This is a genomic window from Mitsuokella apri (genome assembly GCF_051886055.1).
Classification (GTDB): Bacteria; Bacillota; Negativicutes; order Selenomonadales; family Selenomonadaceae; genus Mitsuokella.
This window is the reverse complement of sequence record NZ_JBJEXT010000008.1, coordinates 18,305-42,050: the sequence shown is the minus strand read 5'-3', so window position 1 is coordinate 42,050 and position 23,746 is coordinate 18,305. Positions and strand designations below refer to the sequence as shown.

20 protein-coding genes are annotated in these 23,746 nt (G+C 57.5%); all 20 read right to left on the bottom strand.

Translation table 11 applies throughout. The features are described 5' to 3' along the window. Positions 1-109: 109 nt before the first annotated feature. Positions 110-1,222: a tRNA preQ1(34) S-adenosylmethionine ribosyltransferase-isomerase QueA gene (queA, locus tag ACI4OH_RS01075; RefSeq protein WP_439783965.1), complete on the bottom strand. Its 1,113-nt coding sequence runs from the start codon at positions 1,220-1,222 to the stop codon at positions 110-112. Positions 1,223-1,249: 27 nt separating this feature from the next. Then, entirely contained in the window at positions 1,250-2,563 is a 1,314-nt protein-coding gene (locus ACI4OH_RS01070; protein WP_439783964.1) for a SpoIID/LytB domain-containing protein, read from the bottom strand. A gap of 62 nt (positions 2,564-2,625) precedes the next feature. After that, complete coding sequence (locus ACI4OH_RS01065; protein ID WP_439783963.1) at positions 2,626-3,306, bottom strand: epoxyqueuosine reductase QueH; 681 nt, start codon at positions 3,304-3,306, stop codon at positions 2,626-2,628. Positions 3,307-3,352: 46 nt separating this feature from the next. Beyond that, positions 3,353-4,330, bottom strand: coding sequence for a Holliday junction branch migration DNA helicase RuvB (gene ruvB / locus ACI4OH_RS01060; protein WP_432646646.1), 978 nt, complete (start codon positions 4,328-4,330; stop codon positions 3,353-3,355). Positions 4,331-4,429: 99 nt separating this feature from the next. Then, complete coding sequence (ruvA, locus tag ACI4OH_RS01055) at positions 4,430-5,026, bottom strand: Holliday junction branch migration protein RuvA (RefSeq protein WP_432646623.1); 597 nt, start codon at positions 5,024-5,026, stop codon at positions 4,430-4,432. Continuing rightward, positions 5,023-5,517, bottom strand: a complete 495-nt coding sequence (gene ruvC / locus ACI4OH_RS01050) for a crossover junction endodeoxyribonuclease RuvC (protein WP_435721168.1) — start codon at positions 5,515-5,517, stop codon at positions 5,023-5,025. The genes ruvA and ruvC overlap by 4 nt, the downstream gene beginning before the upstream one ends. Before the next feature lie 106 nt (positions 5,518-5,623). Then, on the bottom strand, positions 5,624-6,358 hold the full coding sequence (locus ACI4OH_RS01045) for a YebC/PmpR family DNA-binding transcriptional regulator (protein ID WP_302610279.1): 735 nt from the start codon (positions 6,356-6,358) through the stop codon (positions 5,624-5,626). 99 nt (positions 6,359-6,457) lie between these two features. Then, on the bottom strand, positions 6,458-7,666 hold the full coding sequence (gene tyrS / locus ACI4OH_RS01040) for a tyrosine--tRNA ligase (RefSeq protein WP_439783962.1): 1,209 nt from the start codon (positions 7,664-7,666) through the stop codon (positions 6,458-6,460). Between the two features lie 106 nt (positions 7,667-7,772). Further along, positions 7,773-9,917 (bottom strand): transglycosylase domain-containing protein, encoded by a 2,145-nt coding sequence (locus tag ACI4OH_RS01035; RefSeq protein WP_439783961.1) that lies wholly within the window; start codon positions 9,915-9,917, stop codon positions 7,773-7,775. Between the two features lie 81 nt (positions 9,918-9,998). Next, positions 9,999-12,389: an endonuclease MutS2 gene (locus tag ACI4OH_RS01030; RefSeq protein WP_432646620.1), complete on the bottom strand. Its 2,391-nt coding sequence runs from the start codon at positions 12,387-12,389 to the stop codon at positions 9,999-10,001. A 39-nt stretch (positions 12,390-12,428) separates the two neighbouring features. Continuing rightward, positions 12,429-14,912 (bottom strand): U32 family peptidase, encoded by a 2,484-nt coding sequence (locus tag ACI4OH_RS01025; protein ID WP_439783960.1) that lies wholly within the window; start codon positions 14,910-14,912, stop codon positions 12,429-12,431. A 63-nt stretch (positions 14,913-14,975) separates the two neighbouring features. Further along, positions 14,976-15,644 carry an SMC-Scp complex subunit ScpB gene (gene scpB, locus ACI4OH_RS01020; protein WP_432646618.1) on the bottom strand — a complete coding sequence of 223 codons (669 nt, stop codon included), beginning with the start codon at positions 15,642-15,644 and terminating at the stop codon, positions 14,976-14,978. 115 nt (positions 15,645-15,759) lie between these two features. Beyond that, entirely contained in the window at positions 15,760-16,479 is a 720-nt protein-coding gene (locus ACI4OH_RS01015; RefSeq protein WP_432646617.1) for a segregation and condensation protein A, read from the bottom strand. 15 nt (positions 16,480-16,494) lie between these two features. Then, positions 16,495-17,124 carry a site-2 protease family protein gene (locus tag ACI4OH_RS01010; RefSeq protein ID WP_435721176.1) on the bottom strand — a complete coding sequence of 210 codons (630 nt, stop codon included), beginning with the start codon at positions 17,122-17,124 and terminating at the stop codon, positions 16,495-16,497. A gap of 39 nt (positions 17,125-17,163) precedes the next feature. After that, entirely contained in the window at positions 17,164-17,715 is a 552-nt protein-coding gene (locus ACI4OH_RS01005; RefSeq protein WP_439783959.1) for an NUDIX domain-containing protein, read from the bottom strand. Positions 17,716-17,767: 52 nt separating this feature from the next. Further along, entirely contained in the window at positions 17,768-19,501 is a 1,734-nt protein-coding gene (gene recN / locus ACI4OH_RS01000; protein ID WP_439783958.1) for a DNA repair protein RecN, read from the bottom strand. A 24-nt stretch (positions 19,502-19,525) separates the two neighbouring features. Beyond that, the gene (argR, locus tag ACI4OH_RS00995) at positions 19,526-19,984 is read right to left on the bottom strand and encodes an arginine repressor (RefSeq protein WP_432646613.1); all 459 of its coding nucleotides are present in this window, start codon (positions 19,982-19,984) and stop codon (positions 19,526-19,528) included. A 93-nt stretch (positions 19,985-20,077) separates the two neighbouring features. Then, positions 20,078-20,929, bottom strand: a complete 852-nt coding sequence (locus ACI4OH_RS00990; protein ID WP_432646612.1) for an NAD(+)/NADH kinase — start codon at positions 20,927-20,929, stop codon at positions 20,078-20,080. Positions 20,930-20,965: 36 nt separating this feature from the next. Then, complete coding sequence (locus tag ACI4OH_RS00985) at positions 20,966-21,778, bottom strand: TlyA family RNA methyltransferase (protein WP_432646611.1); 813 nt, start codon at positions 21,776-21,778, stop codon at positions 20,966-20,968. 62 nt (positions 21,779-21,840) lie between these two features. After that, a complete protein-coding gene (dxs, locus tag ACI4OH_RS00980) occupies positions 21,841-23,742 on the bottom strand; it encodes a 1-deoxy-D-xylulose-5-phosphate synthase (protein ID WP_439783957.1) in 1,902 nt (633 codons plus the stop codon). Between the last annotated feature and the right edge of the window lie 4 nt (positions 23,743-23,746).

Sequence of the window (23,746 nt, the reverse complement as noted above, 5' to 3'; positions counted from 1 at the left end):
ATGCCGACAAAATCCTATGCTTTCCGACATAATATTCAAATATTTAATTTCTATCTGAAAAGTTGTAACATCAAAACAGCCCTCTCCTGCGAGAAGGCTGTTTTGTCTTTTATTCTTTTTGTGCTGCTTCAGCTTCGCGCTTTTTGTCGAGCTCTTCAAGTTCCTTGAGCTCTTCCGCGCGTTCTGCGAGGGGCTGCGGTCTCTTGATGAACATGGCATCGCCAAACGAAAAGAAACGGTATTTCATCTCGACGGCGGTTCTGTAGGCCTGCAGGACGAAATTGCGGCCGGCGAAGGCGCTGATGAGCATGATCAGAGTGGATTTTGGCAGATGGAAGTTTGTGATGATGGCATCGACGATCTTGAAGTCGTAGCCCGGATAGATGAAGATGCCCGTCCAGCCGCTCTTGCCGGCAATCTGGCCCTTCCCCGTGGCGGCGGATTCGAGCGTGCGGATGCTCGTCGTGCCGACGGCGATGACGCGGTGGCCGGCTTTTTTCGTATCCATGATGAGCTGGGCCGTTTCGTCCGGGATGCAGTAGTACTCCTTGTGCATCTCGTGTTCTTCGATGTTCTCGACGTTGACGGGACGGAACGTGCCGAGACCGACGTGCAGCGTGACGAAGCCGAGGTTGACGCCCATGTCCTTGAGCTCTTTCATCTGTTCTTTCGTGAAGTGCAGGCCGGCCGTCGGCGCGGCGGCCGAGCCTTCCTCGCGGTTGTAGACGGTCTGGTAGCGTTCCTTGTCCTCGAGTTTTTCGTGGATGTACGGCGGCAGCGGCGTCTCGCCGAGGCGGTCGAGGATTTCCTCGAAGATGCCGTCGTAATGGAATTCGACGATGCGGCCGCCAAAGTCCGTGTGTTCCGTCACTGTGCACGAAAGTTCATCGCCGAAGTTGATGACATTGCCCGGCTTGGCCTTTTTGCCCGGTTTGACGAGCGTTTCCCAGTGGTTTGCATCGAGGCGGCGCAGCAGGAAGACCTCGACCTTGCCGCCCGTCTGGTCGCGGTGGCCGATGAGGCGTGCCGGCATGACGCGCGTATCGTTGAAAATCAGCGTGTCGCCAGGCTCCAAAAATTCCTTGAGGTCGTAGAAATGGCGGTGTTCGATGGTCTTTTCGACCGGGTCGAGGACCATGAGGCGTGAAGCATTGCGCGGCTCGATTGGCACCTGTGCGATGCGTTCTTCCGGCAGGTCGTAATCAAAATCGGATAGTAACATACTTAACTTAACCCTCTTATCTATTCATCAATACATTTTCTTCAAGGTGACATCCGCATAATAATGATGCAGGATCGCGTCGTATTTCATGCCGCCCGCGGCGAGCCGTTCTGCGCCCCACTGCGAGATGCCGAGGCCGTGGCCGAAGCCAAAGCCCGAAAAGACGATTTTATCGCCCTGCAGTTTTGCACCAAAGAGCGTGCTCTTGAGGCCAAACAGGCTGCGAAGCTCATTGCCCGTGAGCGCTGCCGTGCCTTTTGTGCCCTTGACGGTCATCGTCTTGACGCGGCCTGACGCCGTGCGGTCGGCGGCCGCTTTGCCAATTTTCAAAGGGGAAAGCGACAGGGAGCGGATTTTGCCGACGTTATGGCCTTTGGCCGCCAGTTTCTGCTCAAAAGCAGCAGTGCTGACTTCCTTCGTCCAGGGCATGGTCCCGTTCGCTGTATCCTTGACGGCGCGCAGATACGGCACGAAGCTTCCCCAGACATTTTCGCTGTTTTCGGTCATGCCGCCGCTGTCCGTATGAAAAAGGGCATCGATGGGCTCGCTGCCGTAAAACAGGACCTCGCCCTGCGTCGCGTGTATGGCCGCCGTGGATGCTGACTTTTCGGCGCCAACGCCCGTATAGACCTGACAGTGTGTTGCCGTACAGAGGTCGAAGCCGTCGGTTGCATGACGGTCCCTGTTGTGCAGGGCAAAGCTGCGCGCGGCGACGCTCTGCGCCTTCAGTGCTTCTGCCGGCCAGTCCGTCGGCATTTCCTCAGGTACGACGCTCAGGAGATAATCGTCAAGCGGCACGAGGTTGACGGCGGTCAGGCCGCCCTTCTTCGCGAGAATTTCGAGCGTGCCGCGGTACGAGCGGCCGGCAAGTGAAAAATGCGCCGCATCCGTCAGGGCCGCCGCAGGCATGAGCTGCAGCCGTTCGCCCTTGAGCTTTTCTTTGCCGACGAGGAAGCTGCCATTCTGCCAGCGGATTTCCACGGGTGCCGCTGCTTTCAGGGGATATGCCTTCGACGATTCTGTGCGCAGCTGGAGCTTATCGACAAGCGGCATCACAGTAAACGAGGACTTTCCCTGCTGCAGGCCGATGCGCAGGACGGGCTCGGCCGTGCGTTTCGGCATTTTTGCCTGATTTTCCTGACTTTGCTGCTGTGCGGACTGACTTACGGCAGGTTTTGCCGGCTTTTTCGCGTGCCTGTGCCTTGCCTGAGCCGTGCCTGTCAGGGCTGTAATGGCCATGACAAAGGCCATCATAAGTGCCAAGGCCATGCTGACCTTACCGGCAGCTCTGCCCCTCCTGTTTTTGCTGACTTCGCTGACTTTCTTCTGCGGATATCCCATAGCATTCCACCTCACTGGCACCTAAACGCATTTTTCGCAGGCCTCTCTTTTCAGCCCTGCTCTCAGGCTTCTTTCGCGATTGGCGCGCTGTTTTCCTGCTGGGCCTGCTGAACTCGCTGTGCTTCTTCCGCGGCGCGCAGTTTGGCCTCGCGCTCGAGACGGGCGCGTTTCTTGGCCTTGTTCTCTTTCTTGCGCTGTTTGCGGATTTCGCGCGAATAGCGTTCTTCCTCGCTGAAAATGCAGCCGCAGTACGGCTGGCGGTAGAGCTCGAGCTCATGGCTGATGTCGATGCCCTCCTGCCAGCCCGGACGGAAGTCCTCGTAGTGGAAATCTACGCCGTATTTTTCGGCAAAATGCTCCGCCGTGCGGCGCATAAGGTCATGCTGCTGATAAATGCTGTAAAAAAGCGTCGACGTAAAGGCGTCAAAGCCGTGTTCTGCGGCGTAGCGCGCCGTCTCCTCAAGACGCCATGTATAGCACATCGTGCAGCGGCCGTTTGGCACGGCCTCGGCCGGCAGGGCTTTCTTCAGGAAATCGCGCAGACGGTAATGTTCATCGGCATAAAATTCCATGTTGACCTTCTCGGCAAATTCCTTTGCTGTCTTCAAACGCATATCCCATTCCTTGTAAGGATGGATGTTTGGATTGAAAAAGTAGCCGACGGGCTCAATGCCCTCTTCGCGGAGTTTCTTTACGGGATAACATGAGCACGGGCCGCAGCACATATGAAGCAGTAAACGCATAAATCTCACCTCTTTGCAAGTTTTCTTCTATATATAATACACCATCTTATTTTTCGGGGTACGGGATGCCGAGATGCTCGTAGCCTGCAGGCGTGACGACACGGCCGCGCGGCGTACGGTTGATGAAGCCGAGCTGGATGAGATACGGTTCGTAGACATCCTCAATCGTATCCGTCGTCTCGCTGATGGCCGCAGCCAGCGTATCGAGGCCCACGGGACCGCCGGCAAATTTCTTGATCATGGTCTTGAGCATGCGGCGGTCCGTATGGTCGAGGCCGGCCTTGTCGACTTCGAGCATGCGCAGGGCCTTGTCGGCAATCTCATTCGTGATGACGCCCGAGCCTTCAATCTGCGCGACATCGCGCACGCGCTTCAACAGGCGGTTGGCCACGCGCGGCGTGCCGCGGCTGCGGCGGGCAATCTCAAGTGCCCCTTCGTCCTCAATCGGAATCTCGAGGATTTCGGCCGCCCTCTTGATGATGTGCACGAGAGCTTCCGGCGTGTAGTACTCAAGACGCGAAATGACGCCAAAGCGGTCGCGCAGCGGCGCTGCGAGAGAACCTGCCTTCGTCGTCGCGCCAATCAGCGTGAACGGCGCGATGTCGAGGCGGATGGAGCGCGCACTCGGCCCCTTGCCGATGATGATATCAAGCGCAAAATCCTCCATAGCCGAGTACAGGACCTCCTCGACGCTGTGCGACAGGCGGTGAATCTCATCGATAAACAGCACATCGTGTTCCTGCAGATTCGTCAAGAGCGCCGCGAGGTCGCCGCTGCGCTCAATGGCAGGGCCTGAGGTCTGGCGGAAATTGACGCCGAGTTCGTTGGCGATGATGCCCGCCAGCGTCGTCTTGCCAAGGCCCGGCGGACCGTAGAGCAGCACATGGTCGAGAGCCTCGCCGCGCGACAGAGCCGCCTGAATGAAAATCGAGAGATTCGCCTTGACCTTATCCTGCCCGATGTATTCACTGAGTTTGCGCGGGCGCAGGCTGTACTGCCAGTCGTCGCTGCGCTGCTCGTCCATCGCGACAATGCGGTCTTCGTCATAGGAATCAAAATCGTCCAATCTGGCACCTCCCTTTCTGTTTTTCTTTCCTATCATATAAATAAGTTCTCAAAGTTCTCACAAACGGTTCAAAAGCTTCAAGGACGCCTTGATGATTTCTTCCGGCGTCTTGTACTTGGCCGTCTTGCGGATGACCGGCGTGATTTCAGCCTGCGTGTAGCCGAGGGCCGCGAGAGCTGCCGTGGCCTCCGCGACCTTGTCGTCGCCGACTTCTGCTTCATTTTCGATAGTCAGAAGCTCCTCTTCCTCCGGTGCAAAGGCCACTTTGTCCTTGAGCTCAAGGATCAGGCGCTCCGCCGACTTTTTGCCGATGCCTGGCAGCTTCGTCAGGATGCTCGCCTGCTTATTCTGGATGGCGCGGCAGAGCCCTTCGACCGTGATGGCAGAAAGGATGCCGAGGGCGACCTTCGGCCCGATGCCCGAGACGGAAATCAGCTGCAGAAAGAGGTCATATTCCTCCTGCGAAGCAAAGCCGTAGAGAATGATGGCATCTTCGCGCACGCTCGTATAGATGAAGAGGCTCGCCTCTTCGTGCAGGCGCAGCTTCTGCCGCGTCGAATTGGCGATGAAGACGCGGTAGCCGACGCCGTGAACATCGAGAAGCGCATAGTCCGTGTAAAGGAACAGGACTTTGCCGCGCAGATAACCAATCATAACTGATTCCTCCAGCTGATACTATTGAGACAATGTGTCGTGCAGATGGCAATGGCCAGCGCATCGGCCGTGTCATCAGGCTTCGGCGGCTCCGGCAGATGCAGGATTTTCGTGACCATGTAGATGACCTGATTCTTGTCGGCCTTGCCGTAGCCCGTGACATCCTGCTTGATCTGCATCGGCGTGCGTTCGACGAGGCGCAGGTTGTTCTTCGCCGCCGTCAGGAGCACGATGCCGCGCGCCTGACCGACCGGGATGGCCGTCGTGACGTTGCGGTTGAAAAAGAGTTTCTCCACGCCCATGACGTCCGGCTGATATTTCTTGATGAGCGCGTCGAGCTCGTCGTAAATCTTCATGAGCCGGTCTTCCATCTTCATCTTCGGCGAGGTGAAGATGGAGCCGTAGGCGCGCGGAATCAGCCGGCTGCCGACGGACTCGACAAAGCCGTAGCCGCAGATGGCCGTGCCCGGGTCAATACCTAATGCTAGCATAATTTCTCCTGATAGTAAAGCAAGCTCCTGCCGAGCGAATGACTCGCCTCACAGGAGCTTGCAAAAACGTTCCATGTTCTGAACAAACGCTGGCAAAGCCTAAGGATTACGCCTCGTCGTCTGCCTCGTAGTTGCTGTAGACGTTCTGGACATCGTCGTTCTCTTCGAGTGCGTCGATGAGGTTCTGCATCTTGTCCGCATCCTTGCCTTCAAGGTGGACCGTCGTATCCGGGACCATCGTGACTTCAGCCGAAGCCGTTTCGATGCCTTTCTCGCCCAGAGCTTTCTCGATATCGTCAAAAGCTTCCGGCTCAGCCGTGATTTCAAAGACCTCGTCTTCCGACTTCATGTCTTCCGCACCGGCATCGAGGACGATTTCCATGAGTTCATCCTCATCATCGAAAACTTCCTTCTCGACGATGAAAACGGCCTTCTTCTTGAACATCCAAGCAACGCAGCCGTCCTGACCGAGGTTGCCGCCGAATTTCGAGAAGAGATGGCGCACATCGGCAGCCGTACGGTTGCGGTTGTCCGTCAGGATGTCGAGCATGACAGCCGTGCCGCCCGGGCCATAGCCCTCATACATGAGCTCTTCGTAGTTGCCGCCTTCCGTGTTGCCGAGGCCTTTCTCGATAGCACGCTTGATGTTGTCCTTCGGGATATTGTTGGATTTCGCCTTGGAAAGAGCCAGCTTCAGACGCATGTTGCCCGTCGGGTCTGCGCCGCCCATGCGGACAGCAATCGTGATTTCACGGCCGATTTTCGTCGTGATTTTGCCGCGGATGGCATCGTTGGCACCTTTCTTGCGTTTGATATTGGCCCATTTAGAATGTCCTGACATAAAAGAACACCGCTCCTTCAATCAAAATTGCATGATATCATGCGATAACTTATTCATTTTAGCACAAAAAACCGCTTCTCACAAGCGTTTCCGCAGTTCTCACTTCGTCAGCTTGAAGTATTTCTTCTTGCCCTTCTTGACGATGGCAGCGCCGTCCTTGAAGTCGCTGTCCTGCAGGACGTAGTCGACGTCCTTGACTTTCTCGTCATTGAGGGACAGGCCGTTCTGCTGAATCAGGCGGCGGCCTTCGCTCTTCGAGGCAAAGACCTTGCCGGCTGTCAGCACGTCGAGGAGCTTCTTGCCGGCTTCCGCGGCAATCTGCGGCATATCATCGGAGCTGCCGGCACCGCCGAACAGCGCTTCGGCTGCTTTCTTGGCCTTGTTGGCCTCTTCCTCACCGTGGACGATTTTCGTGACTTCGTAGGCAAGGACGCTCTTGGCCTCGTTGATGGCCGCATCCTTGAGGCTGCCGAGGCGGTGAACTTCTTCCATCGGCAGGAACGTCAGCAGGGCGAGGCATTTCTCGACGTCGGCATCGTCAACGTTGCGCCAGTACTGGTAGAATTCGTACGGGCTCGTCTTGTTAGCATCGAGCCAGAGGGCGCCGCCTGCGGTCTTGCCCATCTTCTTGCCGTCGCTCTTCGTCAGGAGCTTGTTCGTCAGGCCGTAGACCGCCGTGTTGTTCTTGCGGCGGTTGAGCTCGACGCCCGCGATGATGTTCGACCACTGGTCGTCGCCGCCCATCTCGAGCTTGCAGCCGTAGCGGCGGTTGAGTTCGAGGAAGTCATAGGCCTGCATGACCATGTAGTTGAATTCGAGGAAGGTCAGGCCCTTCTCCCAGCGCTGTTTGTAGCATTCAGCCGCGAGCATGCGGTTGACCGTGAAGCACGCACCGACATCGCGCAGCAGGTCGATGTAGTTGAGCTTGCGGAGCCAATCGCCGTTGTTGACCATGATGGCCTTGCCGTCGGAAAAGTCGATGAAGCGGGCAATCTGTTTCTTGAAGCATTCGCAGTTGTGCGCGATGTCTTCATCCGTCAGCATCTTGCGCATGTCCGTGCGGCCCGTCGGGTCGCCAATCGTGCCCGTGCCGCCGCCGACGAGGCAGATGGGACGGTGGCCGGCGCGCTGCATATGGGCCATGGCCATGAGGGCGATGAAATGACCGGCATGGAGGCTGTCCGCCGTCGGGTCAAAGCCGATGTAGAACGTCACGCGCTCTTTGTCGAAGAGCTCGCGCAGCTCTGCTTCATTCGTGCACTGGGCGATAAAGCCTCTCTCTTTCAGGGTATCAAATACGTTTGCCAATAAACTCGCTCCTTTATATTCGGGAAGCCTCTTTGCGTGTAAAAGAGGCTCCCTGAAACTTTGAACTGTTCTTTTCTATCTTATCTATAGAGATGTATGGGCGTTATTAGTTGCGGCCCTTGGAAACGGCACTGCCAGGCTCCGGGGCTGCGCCGCCGGCTGCCGCACCGCCGCCGTTGCCGGCGGGTGCCTGACTTGCCGGCAGGCTGGCCGGCTGCTGAGCATTGCCGCCGCCCTGTTTCTTATTGTTTTCTGTGCTCTTCGTCGTCGTGGACTTCTTCTCTTCCTTCGACGAGGACGAGCTCTTCTTCGAGACGGCCGTGCTCTTGTCGTCGTCAAGCGAACCAATCGAATCGCCGCTTGACGATGCATCCGAGCCGTCGAAGTCCTTGGCCGGCGTGTTCTTGAGCGCGGCCTTCATGAAGGACTTCCAGATGGACGCCGGCACCGTGCCGCCGCTCATGCCGCCGAGAGAAGTGTTGTCGTCGTTGCCGACCCAGACGCCGGCGACGAGGTCCGGCGTGTAGCCGACGAACCACGCATCGTGATAATCACTCGTCGTGCCCGTCTTGCCGGCTGCCGGACGGCCGATATTCGCGCGCGTGCCCGTGCCGCCCTTGATGACGTCCTGCAGCATGCTCGTGAGCTGGGCCGCACTCGACTCGCTGATGACATTGTGCTGCTCGGGGTCAGCTTCCTCAAGGACTTTGCCGTTGCGGTCGAGGACCTTGACGACGACGACCGGGTCGACATGGACGCCCTTGTTCGCGAACGTGCCGTAAGCACTCGTGAGCTCGAGAGGCGTGACGCCCTTCGTCAGGCCGCCGAGGGCCGACGCGAGGTTCTTATCGTTCTGCGGGCCGTCCATGACGAGAGAGGTAATGCCCATTTCCTGTGCGTAGTACAGCACCTTCTCGATGCCGAGCTTCTGCGCAATCTTGACTGTCGGGACGTTCATCGAATGCTGGGCGACCTGACGCATCGTGACCGGGCCGCTGAACGTGCGTTCATAGTTCTGCGGCTCCCAGTCGCCGATTTTAATCGGGCTGTCGTTGATGACCGTCGACGGCGTGAATTTATTTTCGAGTGCTGCCGCAAAGACAAACGGCTTGAAAGCAGAACCTGGCTGGCGCTCGGCCATCGTCGCACGGTTGAACTGGTCCGTGCCGCGGCCGCCGACCATGGCTTTTACATAGCCGGTATGCGGGTCAATCGCGACAATGGCCCCTTCCGGCTGCATGACGCCGTTGCTGTCTTTCCTGCCATTCGGCAGATTCTTCAGGGCAGCTTCTGCGGCCTTCTGCATATCCATATCGATGGTCGTGTAAATCTTCAGGCCATCCTTATAGACGGCATCGGCGCCGTATTTATCGATGAGTTTCTGCGTGACGTAATCGACGAAGTACGAAGCTTCGCCCTTATCCTCTTTCTTCGGGTCCGGCTTGACGAGGTCGAGTTTTTCCTTCTTCGTCTTTTCAGCCGTGGCTTCATCAATATAGCCGTACTTGGCCATCTGGTCGAGGACCGTGGCCTTGCGCTCCTGCGCAGCCTGCAGATTGTTGAGCGGCGAATAGTAATTCGGGCTCTTCGGGATGCCGGCGAGCATCGCGCATTCGTTGAGCGTGAGGTCCTCTACATCCTTGCCGAAATACGTGCGGGCTGCGGCCTGTACGCCGTAAGCGCCCTGACCAAAGTAAATCTGGTTGAGGTAGAGCTCAAGGATTTCCGGCTTCGTGTACTGGCGCTCGAGCTGCAGGGCGAGGAAGACTTCCTGAATCTTGCGCTTCAGCGTGCGGTCCTGCGTCAGATACGCATTTTTGGCGAGCTGCTGCGTGATGGTCGAGCCGCCTTCCGAGACCGTGCGGCCGCGCAGGTTGGCCCAGATGGCACGGGCAATGCCGCGCGGGTCCACGCCGACGTGGTCATAAAAACGGTTATCCTCGACGGCGACAAAGGCATCCTGCAGATTCTGCGGGACCTGCTCGAGTTTTACCGGCATGCGGTTTTCGGCCGCATGGACCGTGGCAATCTCGTTGCCGTCAATATCATAGACCTGGGATGATGCCGGCGGACGGATATCGTCAGCCAGATTTGATTTTGTATTCATGCTCGCGGTCAAAAAGCCGCAGCCGATGCCGGTGAGCATGACCAATAAGACAATCGCAATACCGATGAGTGTTTTTCTGGTGGTTGATGTACCGCCTTTCTTCGGATTGTGTTGTTGATGGCTTCTTTGGGAACGTTTTTCCATAGGGCGCCTCCTTCAAACATATACGAGTCTTATTCTACCACGCCTGCGTGAAAATGACTATACCCTGAGTGAATTCTGGCCTTATTTCAGGTCCACAACGGTTGCACCGGTGCCGCCTTCGGTGATATCGGCGAATTGATAATGTACGACACTCGGATGATGCTTGAGGTACTGCTGAATGCCCTTTCTAAGAGCCCCTGTTCCCTTGCCGTGGATGATGAGGACCTGCGAGAGACCCGCCATGACGGCATCGTCGAGGAATTTGCCGACGACGACTTCGGCCTCATCGACCATCATGCCGCGGATATCGATTTCGCGGCCAATGGTCTGGGTCTTCTGCATAAAGGCATTGGACTGGCGGCGCGCGGAAGATGACGGCGTGCGGACGGCAGAGGCGGAAGATTTTTCTTTCGGCGCATGTTCGAGGAAACGGCAGGCAGAAGCCTTGACCTTGGTATGCAGACCGCCGATCTGCACCGTGAGTTCCTTGCCCTGTACCTCGAGGACCGTGCCCTTCTGGTCGAGCTTCTTGACGTAGACGATATCGCCCGGCGCGATGTGCTTGAGGTTCACGGCCTTGCCGACACCCTTCTGCGCCATGATGCCCGGACGCGCTTTCTCAAAAGCCTCGTTTAATTTAGCTCTCGCGTCCTGAATGGCCTGCTGACGTTTCTTGATGCCCTGGTCGTCGAACTGTTCCTTGAGTTCCTTGATGATGGCTTCGGACTCGCGGCGCGTGCGGCGGACCATGGCCGCGCTCTGCTCTCTGGCTTTGCGGATGAGGTCGCCCTTGCGCTTGGCGAGTTCTTCCTTCGTCTTCTCGACCTTGAGCTCGAGCTCCGTGACGCGCTGCTGACGCTCCTTGATGTCGGCGTTGCGCTGTTCGTACATCATCTTCTCGTTCTCGAGTTCGTTGATGACGTGCTCAAACTGCGCATGGTCGGCCTTGACGAGCTGCTGGGCGCGCAGAATCAGGGATTCGGAGAGCCCGAGCCTGCGGCTGATGGCGAAGGCGTTGCTCGCACCCGGCATGCCGATGAGCAGGCGGTACGTCGGGCGCAGCGTCTTGACATCGAATTCCACACAGGCGTTCTCGATGCCGTCGCGCGTGTAGGCAAAGGTCTTGAGCTCTGAGTAATGCGTCGTCGCCACGGTCGTCGCGCCGACCTGAAGCAGCTTTTCGAGGATGGCCATGGCAAGGGCCGCGCCTTCCTCCGGGTCCGTGCCGGCCCCGAGCTCATCGAGGAGCAGCAGGTCGTCGGACTCGACTTTTTTGAGGATGCTGACGATGTGCGTCATATGTGCCGAAAACGTCGACAGGCTCTGCTCGATGCTCTGTTCGTCGCCGATGTCCGCATAGATGTTCTGATAAACCGAGATGACGGAATCCGGCGCCGTCGGCAGGTAGCAGCCCGACTGGGCCATAAGCACCATAAGGCCGAATGTCTTCATGCTGACGGTCTTGCCGCCCGTGTTCGGGCCCGTGATTAAGAGCATGCGGTAATTTTCGCCGATGCGGATGTCAATCGGCACGACTTTATCCTTCGCAATGAGCGGGTGGCGCGCCTGACGGAGCTCCGTGCGGCCGTCCTGATTGAGCTCGGGGCGGCAGGCATCCATGTCCTCGGCAAGCTTGGCCTTGGCAAAGGCAAAGTCGATGTCGGCGAGGATCTCGCAGTTATCCTGCAGAATCGCGCCGTTCTTGTTGATTTCGGCCGAAAGATGCCGCAAGATGCGCTGGATTTCCTGCTGTTCGGCAAGAGTCAGCTGCTTGACATCGTTATTGAGCTCGACGACGGCCATCGGCTCGATGAAAAGCGTCGAACCCGTGGCCGACTGGTCGTGCACGATGCCGGGGAAGCGCGAGCGGTATTCCTGCTTCACCGGGATGACGTAGCGTTCATCGCGGACCGTGACAATGGCATCCTGAAAATACTTCTGGTATTCGCTGTTATGCAGAATGCTCGCGATGCGTTCCTTGATATGGGCCTGCGAGGTGTGGAGCTCGCGGCGGATGCGCCGGAGTTCGACACTCGCGTCCTCGCGGATGGCGCCATGTTCATCGACGGTATTGTCGAGCAGGCGTTCGAGCTGTCCGAGGATCTCAATGCCCCTCGCCCATTCCTTGAGTGTCGGCACCTCGAGTTCGAGGTCGCGGAAGAAGCGTTTGACACTGCGCATGGCGTAGAGCGTGCTCATGATATTCATGATTTCATCGAGGTCGAGCACGGCCCCCATCTTGACTTTTTTGAGAAACGGACGGATGTCGAAGATGCCGCCGAGCGGCGGCGTTGTCACCTGGATGACCGCAACCGCTTCGGCCGTCTCCGTCATCCATTCCGAAACTTCGTCAAAATCGCTGCTCGGCTCGAGCTTCTCTGCGCGTTCTTTGCCGAGCAGGGAGCCTGCGCGCGCGGCGAGCATCTCCCGGATTTTGCCGTATTCCATGATTTTATAGGTTTCTTGTTCCATTTTTTACCTCTGGAATTTTTATGATTTATATATGAAGAGTTAAAGCACGCCGCGGAAGAAATGACCGCGCGTGATGTCCGTGCCTTCCTGCTCGTGAATCCAGGCGAGCTGTGCTTCGTCGGATTCCGCGGGGAAAGTCAGGACTTTCTTGTATGCTTTGAGGATATGACGGATTTCGCCCTCCGTCAAGGCCTTGGCCTCAATCTGCATCGTCTCAATGCCGGCCGCGCGGAATTTCATCGCGTGCGGCATCATCGAGAGGACCTTGCTGTTCAGGACGTGCATATGGCAGAACTGGTCCATCGCGAGTGGGAACAGCGCGTCCTTGCGGTCCTTCAGGGCAAAATGGCCGCGCGTGCACGGCTGGCTGCACGGGCCCTTGTCAACGCCGCCGAGGAAGCTTCCCGTCACGCAGTATTCCGAGACCATGAGCTCAAGGCGTCCGTGCACGATGCACGAAAGCGGCAAGGGCGACTCCTTCGCGAGGCGGCGGATTTCCTTGGCGTTGAGCTCCGGCGAGAGCGTCGCACCCGTCACGCCGTAATCTTTGAGGAAGCGCAGGGTCTGTTCGTTGTAGGAAATCAGCGAATAATCCGCATGGATGGCAAAATCCGTCAGCCGGCGCACGAGCGCCAGTGTGCCGATGTTGTGCACATGGACGGCAGCGGGCGGAAAATCCTTAAAAGCCGTCAGCAGCTTTTCGAGGGCCTTTTGATGGCAGTCGCGCACGATGCGCGGCGTGTTGAAATCGATGCGCGCACCGGCCCCTTTGGCCATCTGCCAGGCCTTCTGGTATTCTGCAGCCGGAATGACGCGGTGGTCATACGATTCGCCGCCAAACAGAATGCCGTCGGCCCCTGCCTCCAGAGCTGCTTTAGCCTTATTCAGCGTGTCAACGGCCACCATAAATTTTGCGGCACGCGGTGCTTTGCGCGCGATGCGGTCATGGAACTGCGGCTCCGGCATTTTTTCGCGCTGTTCGATTTCAGCAAGGCGTTTTTCATCGAGCATTTCGACGGCCCTGCGGCGCGCCTCGTTGATTTCGCTCATCGGCACCATGACTTCGCCCTGAATGTCGCAGTGAAGTTCCTTCATATCATAGACGCTCGTGCCGAGGCGGCTGACCTGTTTGCGGACAACGTCCTCAGAAAGCGGGCGCTTGCGGGCCGTTTCACCGATGAAATCCGTTTGACCGCTGCCCGTATGACCGGCCTCGTCGCGCACCGTGACCGTCAGGGGCTCGCCGATAGCTGCTCTCACAGATATCGTCACGGGTATGCGGCGCACCGGCGCGCCTGAAGCGTACGTTTCCTTCGCGCGTTCCATCAGCGATGCGTCGTAGACCTTGAAGACGCGGTCATGGTCGCGCACGGCCGAGGGAATCGCAAAGGAAACAACATCGCCCGCGTCACCTGCTTCCACAGGACGTCCCTTTCTGTCCGTCATTTCGGCAATCGTCGCCGTGACGCGGCCGCCGACTTTGACCCAGAAGTCCACTTGGTCGCCGAGGGCCAGATGGCCGCTGAGTTTTACCGTGACGATGCGCTTATCCCAGTCATACGCCGTGACGCGGCCAATGAGTAAGCCGCGGTTGTTCGGGCGGCGGTCGCTCATCATCGTCTTGCCCGGACGCCCCTTAAGATACGCCGTCGTGAAGTCGCGGTTGAAAATCTGCGCGAGGTCGTCGCGCTCCTGCTGCGTGACTTCATAGCCCTTGCCCTTATAATACGTGTCGATGGCTTCGCGGTATGTGCGCACGACCGTCGCGACGTACTCCGGACGCTTCATGCGGCCTTCGATTTTAAGCGAGGCGACGCCGGCTTCAATGAGGTCCGGAATCACGTCAATCGTGCTGAGGTCGCGCGGCGAAAGCAGATATTTGCCGGCCTTGTCCCCGAGCACATCTTCGCCCTTTTCATTGACGAGCGTATACGGCAGGCGGCAGGGCTGGGCACAGCGGCCGCGGTTGCCGCTGCGTCCGCCAATCATGCTGCTCATAAGGCATTGGCCCGAGTAGCAGACACAGAGCGCGCCGTGCATGAAGGTCTCAATCTCAACATCCGTATGGGCACAGATAAAGCGGATTTCCTCGAGGGAGAGTTCGCGCGACAAAACGACGCGCGCAAAGCCGAGCTCCGCAAGGGCCCTGACGCCTTCAAGGCTGTGGACCGTCATCTGCGTGCTCGCATGCATCGGCAGGTCCGGTACAATTTCATGCGCGATTTTCGCGACGCCGAGGTCCTGCACGAGAATGGCATCGGCCCCTGCCTCATAGAGGAAACGCAGATACTCCTTCAGCGGCGCAAGTTCCTCGTCCGCGACAATCGTATTGACCGTCACATGGATGTGTACGCCGCGCAGATGGGCAAAGTGAATGGCGTCGCGCAGCCCCTCGCGGTCAAAATTATTCGCGTAGGCACGTGCGCCAAAGGCATCGCCTGCCAGATAAATGGCATTGGCGCCATTTTCCACGGCAGCAACGAGGGCTTCGCGGCTGCCGGCCGGTGCTAAAAGTTCAACCAATTTTTTCTTCCTCCAAAATTTGAAAAAACAGCACGGGAAAACCGCGTGCCGCTTTGTATTTCCTTATTGTTCCGTTTCGCCGGTTTCGCCGCCCTTCGCATCGCTGGCAGAGTCCGCCTCCGGCTGCTTCCCGCTGACAAGCTGCTGTTCCTCAGGCGACAGGACCGAAAGGTCGCGCTCGGGAAGCTTCGGCAGATCCGCAAGCGAATTGAGGCCGAAACAGCGTAAGAATGTATCCGTCGTGCCGTACAGAATTGGACGGCCGATGACCTGCTTGCGCCCGAGCTCGCAGATGAGGTCGAGCTCCAGGAGCTTTGCGAGGGCCCGTTCGATGCGCACACCGCGCAGCTGCTCGATTTCCGGCTTTGTGATGGGCTGCTTGAACGCAATGATGGAGAGCGTCTCCATCGTCGGCGCCGAGATATGGCGGTCCGTGACCTGACTGAGCCGCGCGACCCGCGCAAATGTCTCAGGCCGCGTGACGAGCTGGTAGCCGCCCGCGACCTTTTGGACCGTCAGGCCGCTGCCGTATTCGCTGAGTCTTACCTGCAGTTCGCGCACAAGGGCCTCCGCCTCTTCCTCACGGCACTCCATGATATTGGCAATATCCGGAAGCGGCAGCGGATTGCCCGCAGCAAACAAAAGAGCCTCGAGCGTCCCGGCAGGACTCACCTGTCCGGCCGGACCTGCCGAAGAAATTGCATCTGCCGCACGCTTGTCGTTTTTATCCATAAATCCGCAAATCCGCGTTCCCTCCCTGAAATTCCAACTGATGAGATATCCATTCCCATATGGCATATACGGCCTCGGATGAAGTTTATGGCATATTGTATAATTTTATGCTGTATCACCGCATGATAATGACGATATCGTCGAAGAGCTGCTGCTGTTTTGCGGCGACGGACCGCTGCTTGATGAGTTCGAGCAATGCGAGGAACGTGACGATGAGCTCGCTGCGCGTCCCGCTGCAAAAGACCTCGTCAAAGCGGAGCTTTCCCTTCCCTGCACGCAGTTTCTGCAGGATTTCTTCCATCTTATCTTCAATATGATAGGGCTCGGGCTCAACGACGGCCGCAGGTGCAGCCGGTGTCTTTTCCCTGCTGTCCATGACCTCGCGGAACGCGGCGACGAGCACCTTCAGGTCAAGATTGCCGGGCGGCAGATGATGGACGGGCAGCGGCAGCGGTGCGCGGCTGACAAAATGCTCCTGCATATCGGCCATCGAGCCGAGCACAGTGCTGACTTCTTTGAAGCGCCTGTACTCGAGGAGCCTCTCGACGAGCTCCTGACGCGGGTCTTCCTCTTCGCCCTCTTCATTTTTCGGCTTCTTCGGCAGCATCATCCGCGACTTGATCTGCAAAAGCGTCGCGGCCATGACGAGAAACGAGCTCGTCACCTCCATGTCGAGCTCGCGCATGGCATCAAGATAATCGAGATACTGGCGCGTGAGCTCGGCCATCGGGATATCGTAGATATCAATCTTATTCTTCTCAATCAGATGGAGCAGCAGCTCCATCGGCCCGTCAAAGGCCTTGAGGTGTATCGTGTAATCCTTCTTCTCACTCATGTTCCTGCCTCAGCCTCAGAAAAACGGCATCAGGATCAGGATGAAGATTTTCCAGATAAAGCGCTGCAGCGGGATGAAGATGAGACTCAGCACCGGCGTGACAATCAGCGCGATGAGGATGAGAAAGCTGTAGCGCTCAAGGCGCGCATAGGCATAAGCCAGACGCCCCGGCAGCAGCTGGATGAGCACATGCGAGCCATCGAGCGGCGGCAGCGGAATCAGGTTAAAAATGGCAAAGTTGATGTTGTAAATGATGATGAGCTGAAACACCTGATACATGCCGACACTCAGATGGCCGTTCATCAGGCGCTGAAAGACGAGCAGGACGACGAGCGAAAGAAACGCCGTGATGAGATTGGCCATGGGGCCCGCGAGCGAGACGAGGATATCATCGCGCCGCGGATGCTTGAAATTGCGCGGGTCGATGATGACGGGCTTCGCCCAGCCAAAACGCACGAGAAACAGCATGACGAGGCCCACGGGGTCAATATGGGCTGCCGGATTCAGGGTCAGGCGGCCCATGAGGGCTGGCGTCCTGTCGCCGAGGGACACGGCCACGCGCGCATGCGCGTATTCGTGAATGACCATGGCGATAATCAGGCCCGGTATGCCGGCGATGAGGTCCAGCAGATTGAAATCAAACATAAATTCCTCCGAAATATCCGCAAAATGCGGCAGTCTATTTTATTTGGCAGCCTTCTGCAGGCGGTCGAGCATCAGGATGGAGACGATGGACTTCGCATCGACAATACGGCCGTCCGTGGCCATGGCCACAGCTTCTTCAAGAGGCACCTTGACGACATTGATGAATTCATCGTCATCCGTGTGCTGCTTGCCGGCCGTCAGGCCTTCTGCCATGTAGAGGTGAATCTTTTCATTCGAGAAACCGACCGTCGTCGCAATCGTCGTGAGCTTCGTAATCTTGTCTGCCGTGTAGCCCGTCTCTTCCGAGAGCTCGCGTTCGGCGCAGACGAGCGGGTCTTCATCGGGGGCGTCGAGTTTGCCGGCCGGCACCTCGAGTGTCACTTCGTCAATCGGATAGCGGTACTGGCGCACGAGGATGACGCGGCCGTCCGGCAGCAGCGGAATGACAGACGAGGCACCCGGATGCTTGATCCACTCGCGCGTGGCCTCATTGCCGTTTGGCAGCTTGACCGTGTCGCGCTTGACATGGAGCAGCACGCCGTCAAAAATATCCTCACTGCCGATTTTCTTTTCAATCAAATCCTCGTACATGGCAAAATACCTCCTGCTTTTATCTTTACGTTGTTTACATTATTTAAGTGATTCAAGCCTGCGCCTCGCGGTGCAGGGCCGACTGCTGGAACATTTCCTTCTTGAGCTTGGCATGCGAGACCATCTCGCGCGCGTTGTCGAGAGATGCCGTCGTCATATCGGCGCCCGAAGCCATGCGCGCAATCTCGCTGATGCGCTCGCGCTCGGAAAGCGGCCGAATCTGCGTGGCCGTACTGCCCTCTTCCGTGCGTTTCGAGATGTAAAGATGGGCATCAGCCATGCAGGCAATCTGCGGCAGATGCGTGATGCAGAGCACCTGCTTGTACTGCGCAACAAGGGCGATGCGCTCCGCGACCATCTGGGCCGTGCGGCCGCCGATGCCCGTGTCGATTTCATCAAAGACCATGCTCGGCACAGAAGAATCCCTCGACGAGGCCACCGTCTTGATGGCCAGCGCGATGCGCGACAGCTCGCCGCCCGAAGCAACTTTCTGCAGGGGCTTTTCTGCCTCGCCGGGGTTGGCCGAGAAAAACATCGCGACTGCGTCCGCGCCGCTGCTGCCATACCCCTCCGCCGGCGTCACGCGGATATCAAACTGCGCCTTTGGCATGCCAAGGGCGAGAAGCTGCTCCTCGATGGCCGCCGAAAGGTCCTTGGCAGCAGCCGTGCGCAGCCGTGTGAGCTCCGCCGCTTTCCTGCCGAGCTTTTCCTCAAGCTCGGCAATCTCTTTTTTGAGCTTCTCAATATCATCATCGTAATTTTCGATATCAAGGAGCTCCTGCTCGACTTTCTGCTGATGCGCAAGAACGTCGTCGAGCGTCGCGCCGTATTTTTTGCAGAGGCGGTAGATGACATCCATGCGGCTCTGCAGGGCGTTGAGGCGTTCGGGACTGAATTCGACATTCTCGCCGTAGTCGCGCAGCTCATACGAGGCCTCCTGCAGCGAAATGTAGGCCTCTTCGACCATTTTCTGTGCATTTGTCAGCGAATCGTCAAAGCGGCTGATATCCTCGAGGTCTTTTTTGACCTGCGAGAGCGAAGGCAGTACGCCGAGACCGCTGCTGCCGCCCCCCTCGAGAAGATTATACGACTCTTCGACGAAACCGACAATCTTTTCCGCATGGGAAAGTTTGCGGATGTCGGCTTCAAGCTGTTCATCCTCTCCCTTTTGAAGATTCGCTTCTGAGATTTCCTTGTCCTGCCAGTGCAGCATATCGAGGCGCTGTGCGTATTCGCGCGAGGCCTGCTGCTTTTCTTCGTATTTCTTCTTATGCTCCCGCCATTCGCGGTAGACACATTCGTACGCGGCTAAGGCCTCTGCAACATCGGGGTCGTAGCCGTCGAGCAGATGGAACTGATTTTCTTCGCGCAGCAGGGCAAGATTCTCGTTCTGCCCGTGAATGTCGACGAGGAACGCGCCAATCTGGCGCAGGACCGCGAGCGTCACATGGCAGCCGTTGACCAGCGCCGTGCTGCGGCCGGCCTTCGTGATCTGCCGTGTGATGATGAGCTCGCCATCTGAGTCGTCTATGGCCTGCTGCGTCAAAACTTCATGCAGGCCCAGCGATTCATCTTCGAGTGAAAAGACGGCTTCCACGCGCAGCCATTCGCAGCCGGAGCGCACCATGTCCGAGGACATACGCTGTCCGAGCACGGCACCTAGAGAATCAATGAGGATGGACTTGCCTGCACCCGTCTCGCCAGTCAGGATATTGAGACCGGCTTCGAACTCGACCTGCACATGCTTCAGCAGGGCAAAATTCCAAACCGTCAGCGTTTTCAACATGAAAAATACTTCCCTTCCGGCCGCTTAGTTCTGGTCCAGCATGTCGAAGATGCGTTTCTTGATGACAGGTGCGACTTCCTTTGGCTTGACCACGACCAGAATGCTGTCATCACCGGCCACCGTGCCGATGATTTCCGGCCATTTGCAGTAGTCAAGTGCCGAGGCCACAGTACTCGCGCCGCCCGGCAGCGTCTTGACGACGATGATGTTTTCACTGTAATCGCAGTCGAGAATCGTATCATTAAAGACACGCCGCATACGCTCTTTCGTAAAAGCATAGTTTTCCTGAGCGGGCAGCGCGTAGCGGTAGCGGCCGTCGCCTGTCGGGACCTTGATGAGCATGAGCTCTTTGATATCGCGCGAGACCGTAGCCTGCGTGACGGCGATGCGTTTTTTGCGCAGCTCCGCTGCCAGTTCGTCCTGCGTCTCTATGATTTCATGGCGAATGATTTCACGGATCAGCTCAAGTCGTCTTTCTTTCATCCAAACGAACCTTCTTTCTTACTTATTTCTTGCTTTTTATTTTCCCACGCTATGCTTATGGCAGTCATGAAACAGAAAGCAGCCCTTCAGGTCTCAGCTGTCTTTGCGCCATAGTTTTGTGCGCAGGATCTGGTAATAATCCTTGTCTTCAAACTTCACGATTTCCGCCTGGGCCTTGGATTTCCGCACCACGACTTCATCGCCCGGCAGCAGGCGGAAGACCTCCTGCCCATCGAGCGTCGCGATGATATCCTGCTGGACCGGCGCAATCTTGATGTGGACGGTTTCATCCTCCTGAATGACCAAAGGGCGGATGTTGAAGGTATGCGCACAGATTGGCGTCACGAGAAGGGCGCGTATATTCGGGTTCATGATGGGGCCGCCCGCCGAAAGCGAATAAGCCGTAGAACCCGTCGGCGTGGAAATGATGATGCCGTCGGCCTTGCATTCCAGGAGATGGCTCTTATTGATGCTGAGGCCGAGGTGCAGCATGCGCGCGACACCGCCCTTCACGACGATATCGTTGATGGCATGCCCGAGGAAACGCTCCTTGCCTGCCGTAATGGCGTAGCCCGCCAACAGCAGCCGATGTTCGATGAGATAATCCCCATCGAGGATTTTCTGCAGTTTCGTCTCGAGCTCATCGAGTTCGATATCCGCCATGAAGCCCAGCGTGCCGATATTGATGCCGCAGACCGGCACAGCATGGTGGCTGTAGCGGCGGCAGACGCCAAGCAGCGTACCGTCGCCGCCGATGCTCAGGGCGATATCCGCCTGTGCATGCTCGATGTCCGGCACACCGTACCCTGCACGCCTGAAAAAGCGGGCTTCCTCAAGCGGCATGATGACGCGCGCATCCTTATCTGCATAAAAGTCCAGGATCCGTTGAAGCACCTCAGGCGCTTCCGGCTTATGGGTATTCGGAAATACAGCAATTGTCAGCATCGAATCCTTCCCTTCTGCATGACTTCCCCTTCATCTTTATTTATCCAGCTCTGCATGAGCGGCCGCCACGACTTCTTGGACGCGTTCGTCCGTCACCGTGTCTTCACCGGCACTCTTGTCCTTCGTGAGGTAAATCAGGTACTCAATATTGCCCTCAGGCCCTTTGACTGGCGAATACGTCAGCGCGAGCGGCAAAAAGCCCGTCTCACGCGCAAAAGCCGTGACTTTGCGGATGACGTCTTCATGGACGGCAGGGTCGCGCACGACGCCTTTCTTGCCGACATTTTCGCGGCCGGCCTCGAACTGCGGCTTGATGAGGGCGACAATCTCGCCCGTTTCCTTCAATAAGGTATATGCGACGGGCAGAACCTTCGTCAGTGAGATAAAGGCCACATCGATGGAAGCAAAGTCGAGCGGCTCACCGATCATCTCCGGCGTGACCGTGCGGATGTTCGTGCGTTCCATGTTGACGACGCGTTCATCCGTGCGCAGTTTCCACGCGAGCTGGCCATAGCCGACATCGATTGCAAAGACTTTTTTCGCTCCGTTCTGCAGCATGCAGTCCGTGAAGCCCCCTGTCGAAGCGCCGATGTCCGCGGCTGCCTTGTCCTGCAGTCGGACACCGAATTCCTTCATGGCCTTCTCGAGTTTGAGTCCGCCGCGGCTGACATAGGGAATATCGTGGCCGAGCAGGCGGATTTCCGCTTCTTTCTTGACGGTCGTACCCGCCTTATCGATTTTCTGGCCGTCGACGAGGACCTCACCAGCCATGATCATGCGCTTCGCGCGTTCGCGGCTGCCTGCGAGGCCCTTCTCGACGAGCAGGATATCCAATCGTTCTTTTGCCATTCGTCTAAAAACCTTCCATCTCTATCTATATCTCTATCTCAATACCATATATATTGATTCTTTTATTCTTCTATGCCCCTGTATTGCCGCAGGACAGCCAGACGCTCGCGGACTTTTTCTGCCATTTGCTCAGGCTGCAGGCCGCAGAGCTCAAAGAGCTCTTTGCGCGTGCCCTGTTCAATGAAGCGGTCCGGCAGGCCAAAGCGCAAAAGCGGCACAGAAAGTCCGTTGTCTTCAAGGTATTCGGCCAAGGCCGAGCCGAAGCCGCCCGCGAGCATATTTTCCTCGGCTGTGATCAGGAGCTTCTTTTCTCCCGCATAACGGGAGATGAGCTCTGTGTCCAGAGGTTTGATAAAGCGCATATTGACGACAGCGGCTTTTATCCCCTCGCCCGCTAAGATGGCTGCGGCCTCTTTCGCCTTTTCGACCATCGTGCCGACGGCGAGGAAGGCGATATCGCCCTCGTCCTGCAGGATTTCGGCTTTGCCAATTGGCAGTTTCTCGAACGAGTCCGTAAGCTCCACGCCGAGGCCGCAGCCGCGCGGATAGCGCACGGCCGAAGGCCCCTTGATGTCGATGGCCGTGGCCAGCATATGGCGGAGCTCTTCTTCATCCTTCGGTGCCATGACGCACATATGCGGCATCTGGCGCAGATACGAGAGGTCGAAGACGCCGTGATGCGTCGGACCGTCCTCACCGACGAGACCGGCTCTATCAAGGCAGAGCGTCACGGGCAGGTTCTGCAGGCAGACATCGTGTATGAGCTGATCGTAGGCGCGCTGTGCGAAGGTCGAATACAGCGCAATCACGGGGTGCATGCCCGCCGCAGCCGCGCCGGCCGCCAGCGTCATCGCGTGTTCCTCGGCGATGCCGACATCGAAAAAGCGGTCCGGATAGACCTTGCCAAAAGCCTTGAGCCCCGTGCCGGACGGCATGGCCGCCGTGATGGCGAGAATATCGGGGCGGTCTTTCGCGAGCTCGATGAGGGCCTGACTGAAGACCGAGGTATACGACGGGGCCTTATTGGCCTTGGGAGCCGACTTGCCCGTACTCGGGTCAAAGCAGCCCACGCCGTGGAATTTTTCCGGTGCCTTCTCCGCCGGAATATAGCCCTTGCCCTTGATTGTGTGGATATGGATGAGGACAGGTCCTTCCATTTCCTTTGCGCGCTGCAGGACTTCTTCCAGAAGGCCGATGTTGTGGCCGTCAATGGGTCCGACATAATGGAAGCCCATTTCCTCGAAGAGGCTGCCCGGCACGAGCGCGGAACGCACGCCGTCCTTCAGGTGGCTGGCCGTCTTATAGACCTTGTCGCCAATGTGCGGAATGCTCATGAGGAGATTCCCCATGTCGCGCTTGGCCCGTGTGTACTGCGGCGCCATGCGGATGCGCGAGAGATATTCGCTCATGGCGCCGACATTCGCGTCGATGGACATCTCATTGTCGTTGAGGATAACGATGAGCTTTTTGCCGAGGTCGCCCGCATTGTTCAGGGCTTCGAAGGATTCGCCGCCCGTCAGGGCGCCGTCGCCGATGACTGCAATGACCTGATTGTGCTCGCCCTTCATATCGCGCGCAATGGCCATGCCGAGAGCCGCCGAGATGGACGTGCTCGCATGGCCGACGCCGAACGCGTCGTACGGGGATTCAAAACGATTTGGAAAGCCCGTGATGCCGCCTTTTTTTCGCAGCGTCGAAAAAGCCTCTTTGCGTCCCGTCAGGATTTTATGCGTATAAGCCTGATGGCCGACATCCCAGACGAGCTTGTCCTTCGGGAACTGGAACACGCTGTAAAGGGCCAGTGTGAGTTCGACCGTGCCGAGATTCGGCGCGAGATGACCGCCGTTCTGCGAAACCGTATCGATGATGAAATGGCGGATTTCGGAGGCCAGCTCCGTGAGCTCACGCACGGTCAGCTTCTTGACATCCTCTGGTTTCTCGATTTTATCCAGTAATGCATACATGGAA

Bases quoted from the DNA above. Each gene is read 5' to 3' on its own strand.
- queA (WP_439783965.1), bottom strand. From the start codon at position 1,222: ATGTTACTATCCGATTTTGATTACGACCTGCCGGAAGAACGCATCGCA.
- ACI4OH_RS01070 (WP_439783964.1), bottom strand. From the start codon at position 2,563: ATGGGATATCCGCAGAAGAAAGTCAGCGAAGTCAGCAAAAACAGGAGG.
- ACI4OH_RS01065 (WP_439783963.1), bottom strand. From the start codon at position 3,306: ATGCGTTTACTGCTTCATATGTGCTGCGGCCCGTGCTCATGTTATCCC.
- ruvB (WP_432646646.1), bottom strand. From the start codon at position 4,330: ATGGACGAGCAGCGCAGCGACGACTGGCAGTACAGCCTGCGCCCGCGC.
- ruvA (WP_432646623.1), bottom strand. From the start codon at position 5,026: ATGATTGGTTATCTGCGCGGCAAAGTCCTGTTCCTTTACACGGACTAT.
- ruvC (WP_435721168.1), bottom strand. From the start codon at position 5,517: ATGCTAGCATTAGGTATTGACCCGGGCACGGCCATCTGCGGCTACGGC.
- ACI4OH_RS01045 (WP_302610279.1), bottom strand. From the start codon at position 6,358: ATGTCAGGACATTCTAAATGGGCCAATATCAAACGCAAGAAAGGTGCC.
- ACI4OH_RS01035 (WP_439783961.1), bottom strand. From the start codon at position 9,917: ATGGAAAAACGTTCCCAAAGAAGCCATCAACAACACAATCCGAAGAAA.
- ACI4OH_RS01030 (WP_432646620.1), bottom strand. From the start codon at position 12,389: ATGGAACAAGAAACCTATAAAATCATGGAATACGGCAAAATCCGGGAG.
- scpB (WP_432646618.1), bottom strand. From the start codon at position 15,644: ATGGATAAAAACGACAAGCGTGCGGCAGATGCAATTTCTTCGGCAGGT.
- ACI4OH_RS01015 (WP_432646617.1), bottom strand. From the start codon at position 16,479: ATGAGTGAGAAGAAGGATTACACGATACACCTCAAGGCCTTTGACGGG.
- ACI4OH_RS01010 (WP_435721176.1), bottom strand. From the start codon at position 17,124: ATGTTTGATTTCAATCTGCTGGACCTCATCGCCGGCATACCGGGCCTG.
- ACI4OH_RS01005 (WP_439783959.1), bottom strand. From the start codon at position 17,715: ATGTACGAGGATTTGATTGAAAAGAAAATCGGCAGTGAGGATATTTTT.
- recN (WP_439783958.1), bottom strand. From the start codon at position 19,501: ATGTTGAAAACGCTGACGGTTTGGAATTTTGCCCTGCTGAAGCATGTG.
- argR (WP_432646613.1), bottom strand. From the start codon at position 19,984: ATGAAAGAAAGACGACTTGAGCTGATCCGTGAAATCATTCGCCATGAA.
- ACI4OH_RS00990 (WP_432646612.1), bottom strand. From the start codon at position 20,929: ATGCTGACAATTGCTGTATTTCCGAATACCCATAAGCCGGAAGCGCCT.
- ACI4OH_RS00985 (WP_432646611.1), bottom strand. From the start codon at position 21,778: ATGGCAAAAGAACGATTGGATATCCTGCTCGTCGAGAAGGGCCTCGCA.
- dxs (WP_439783957.1), bottom strand. From the start codon at position 23,742: ATGTATGCATTACTGGATAAAATCGAGAAACCAGAGGATGTCAAGAAG.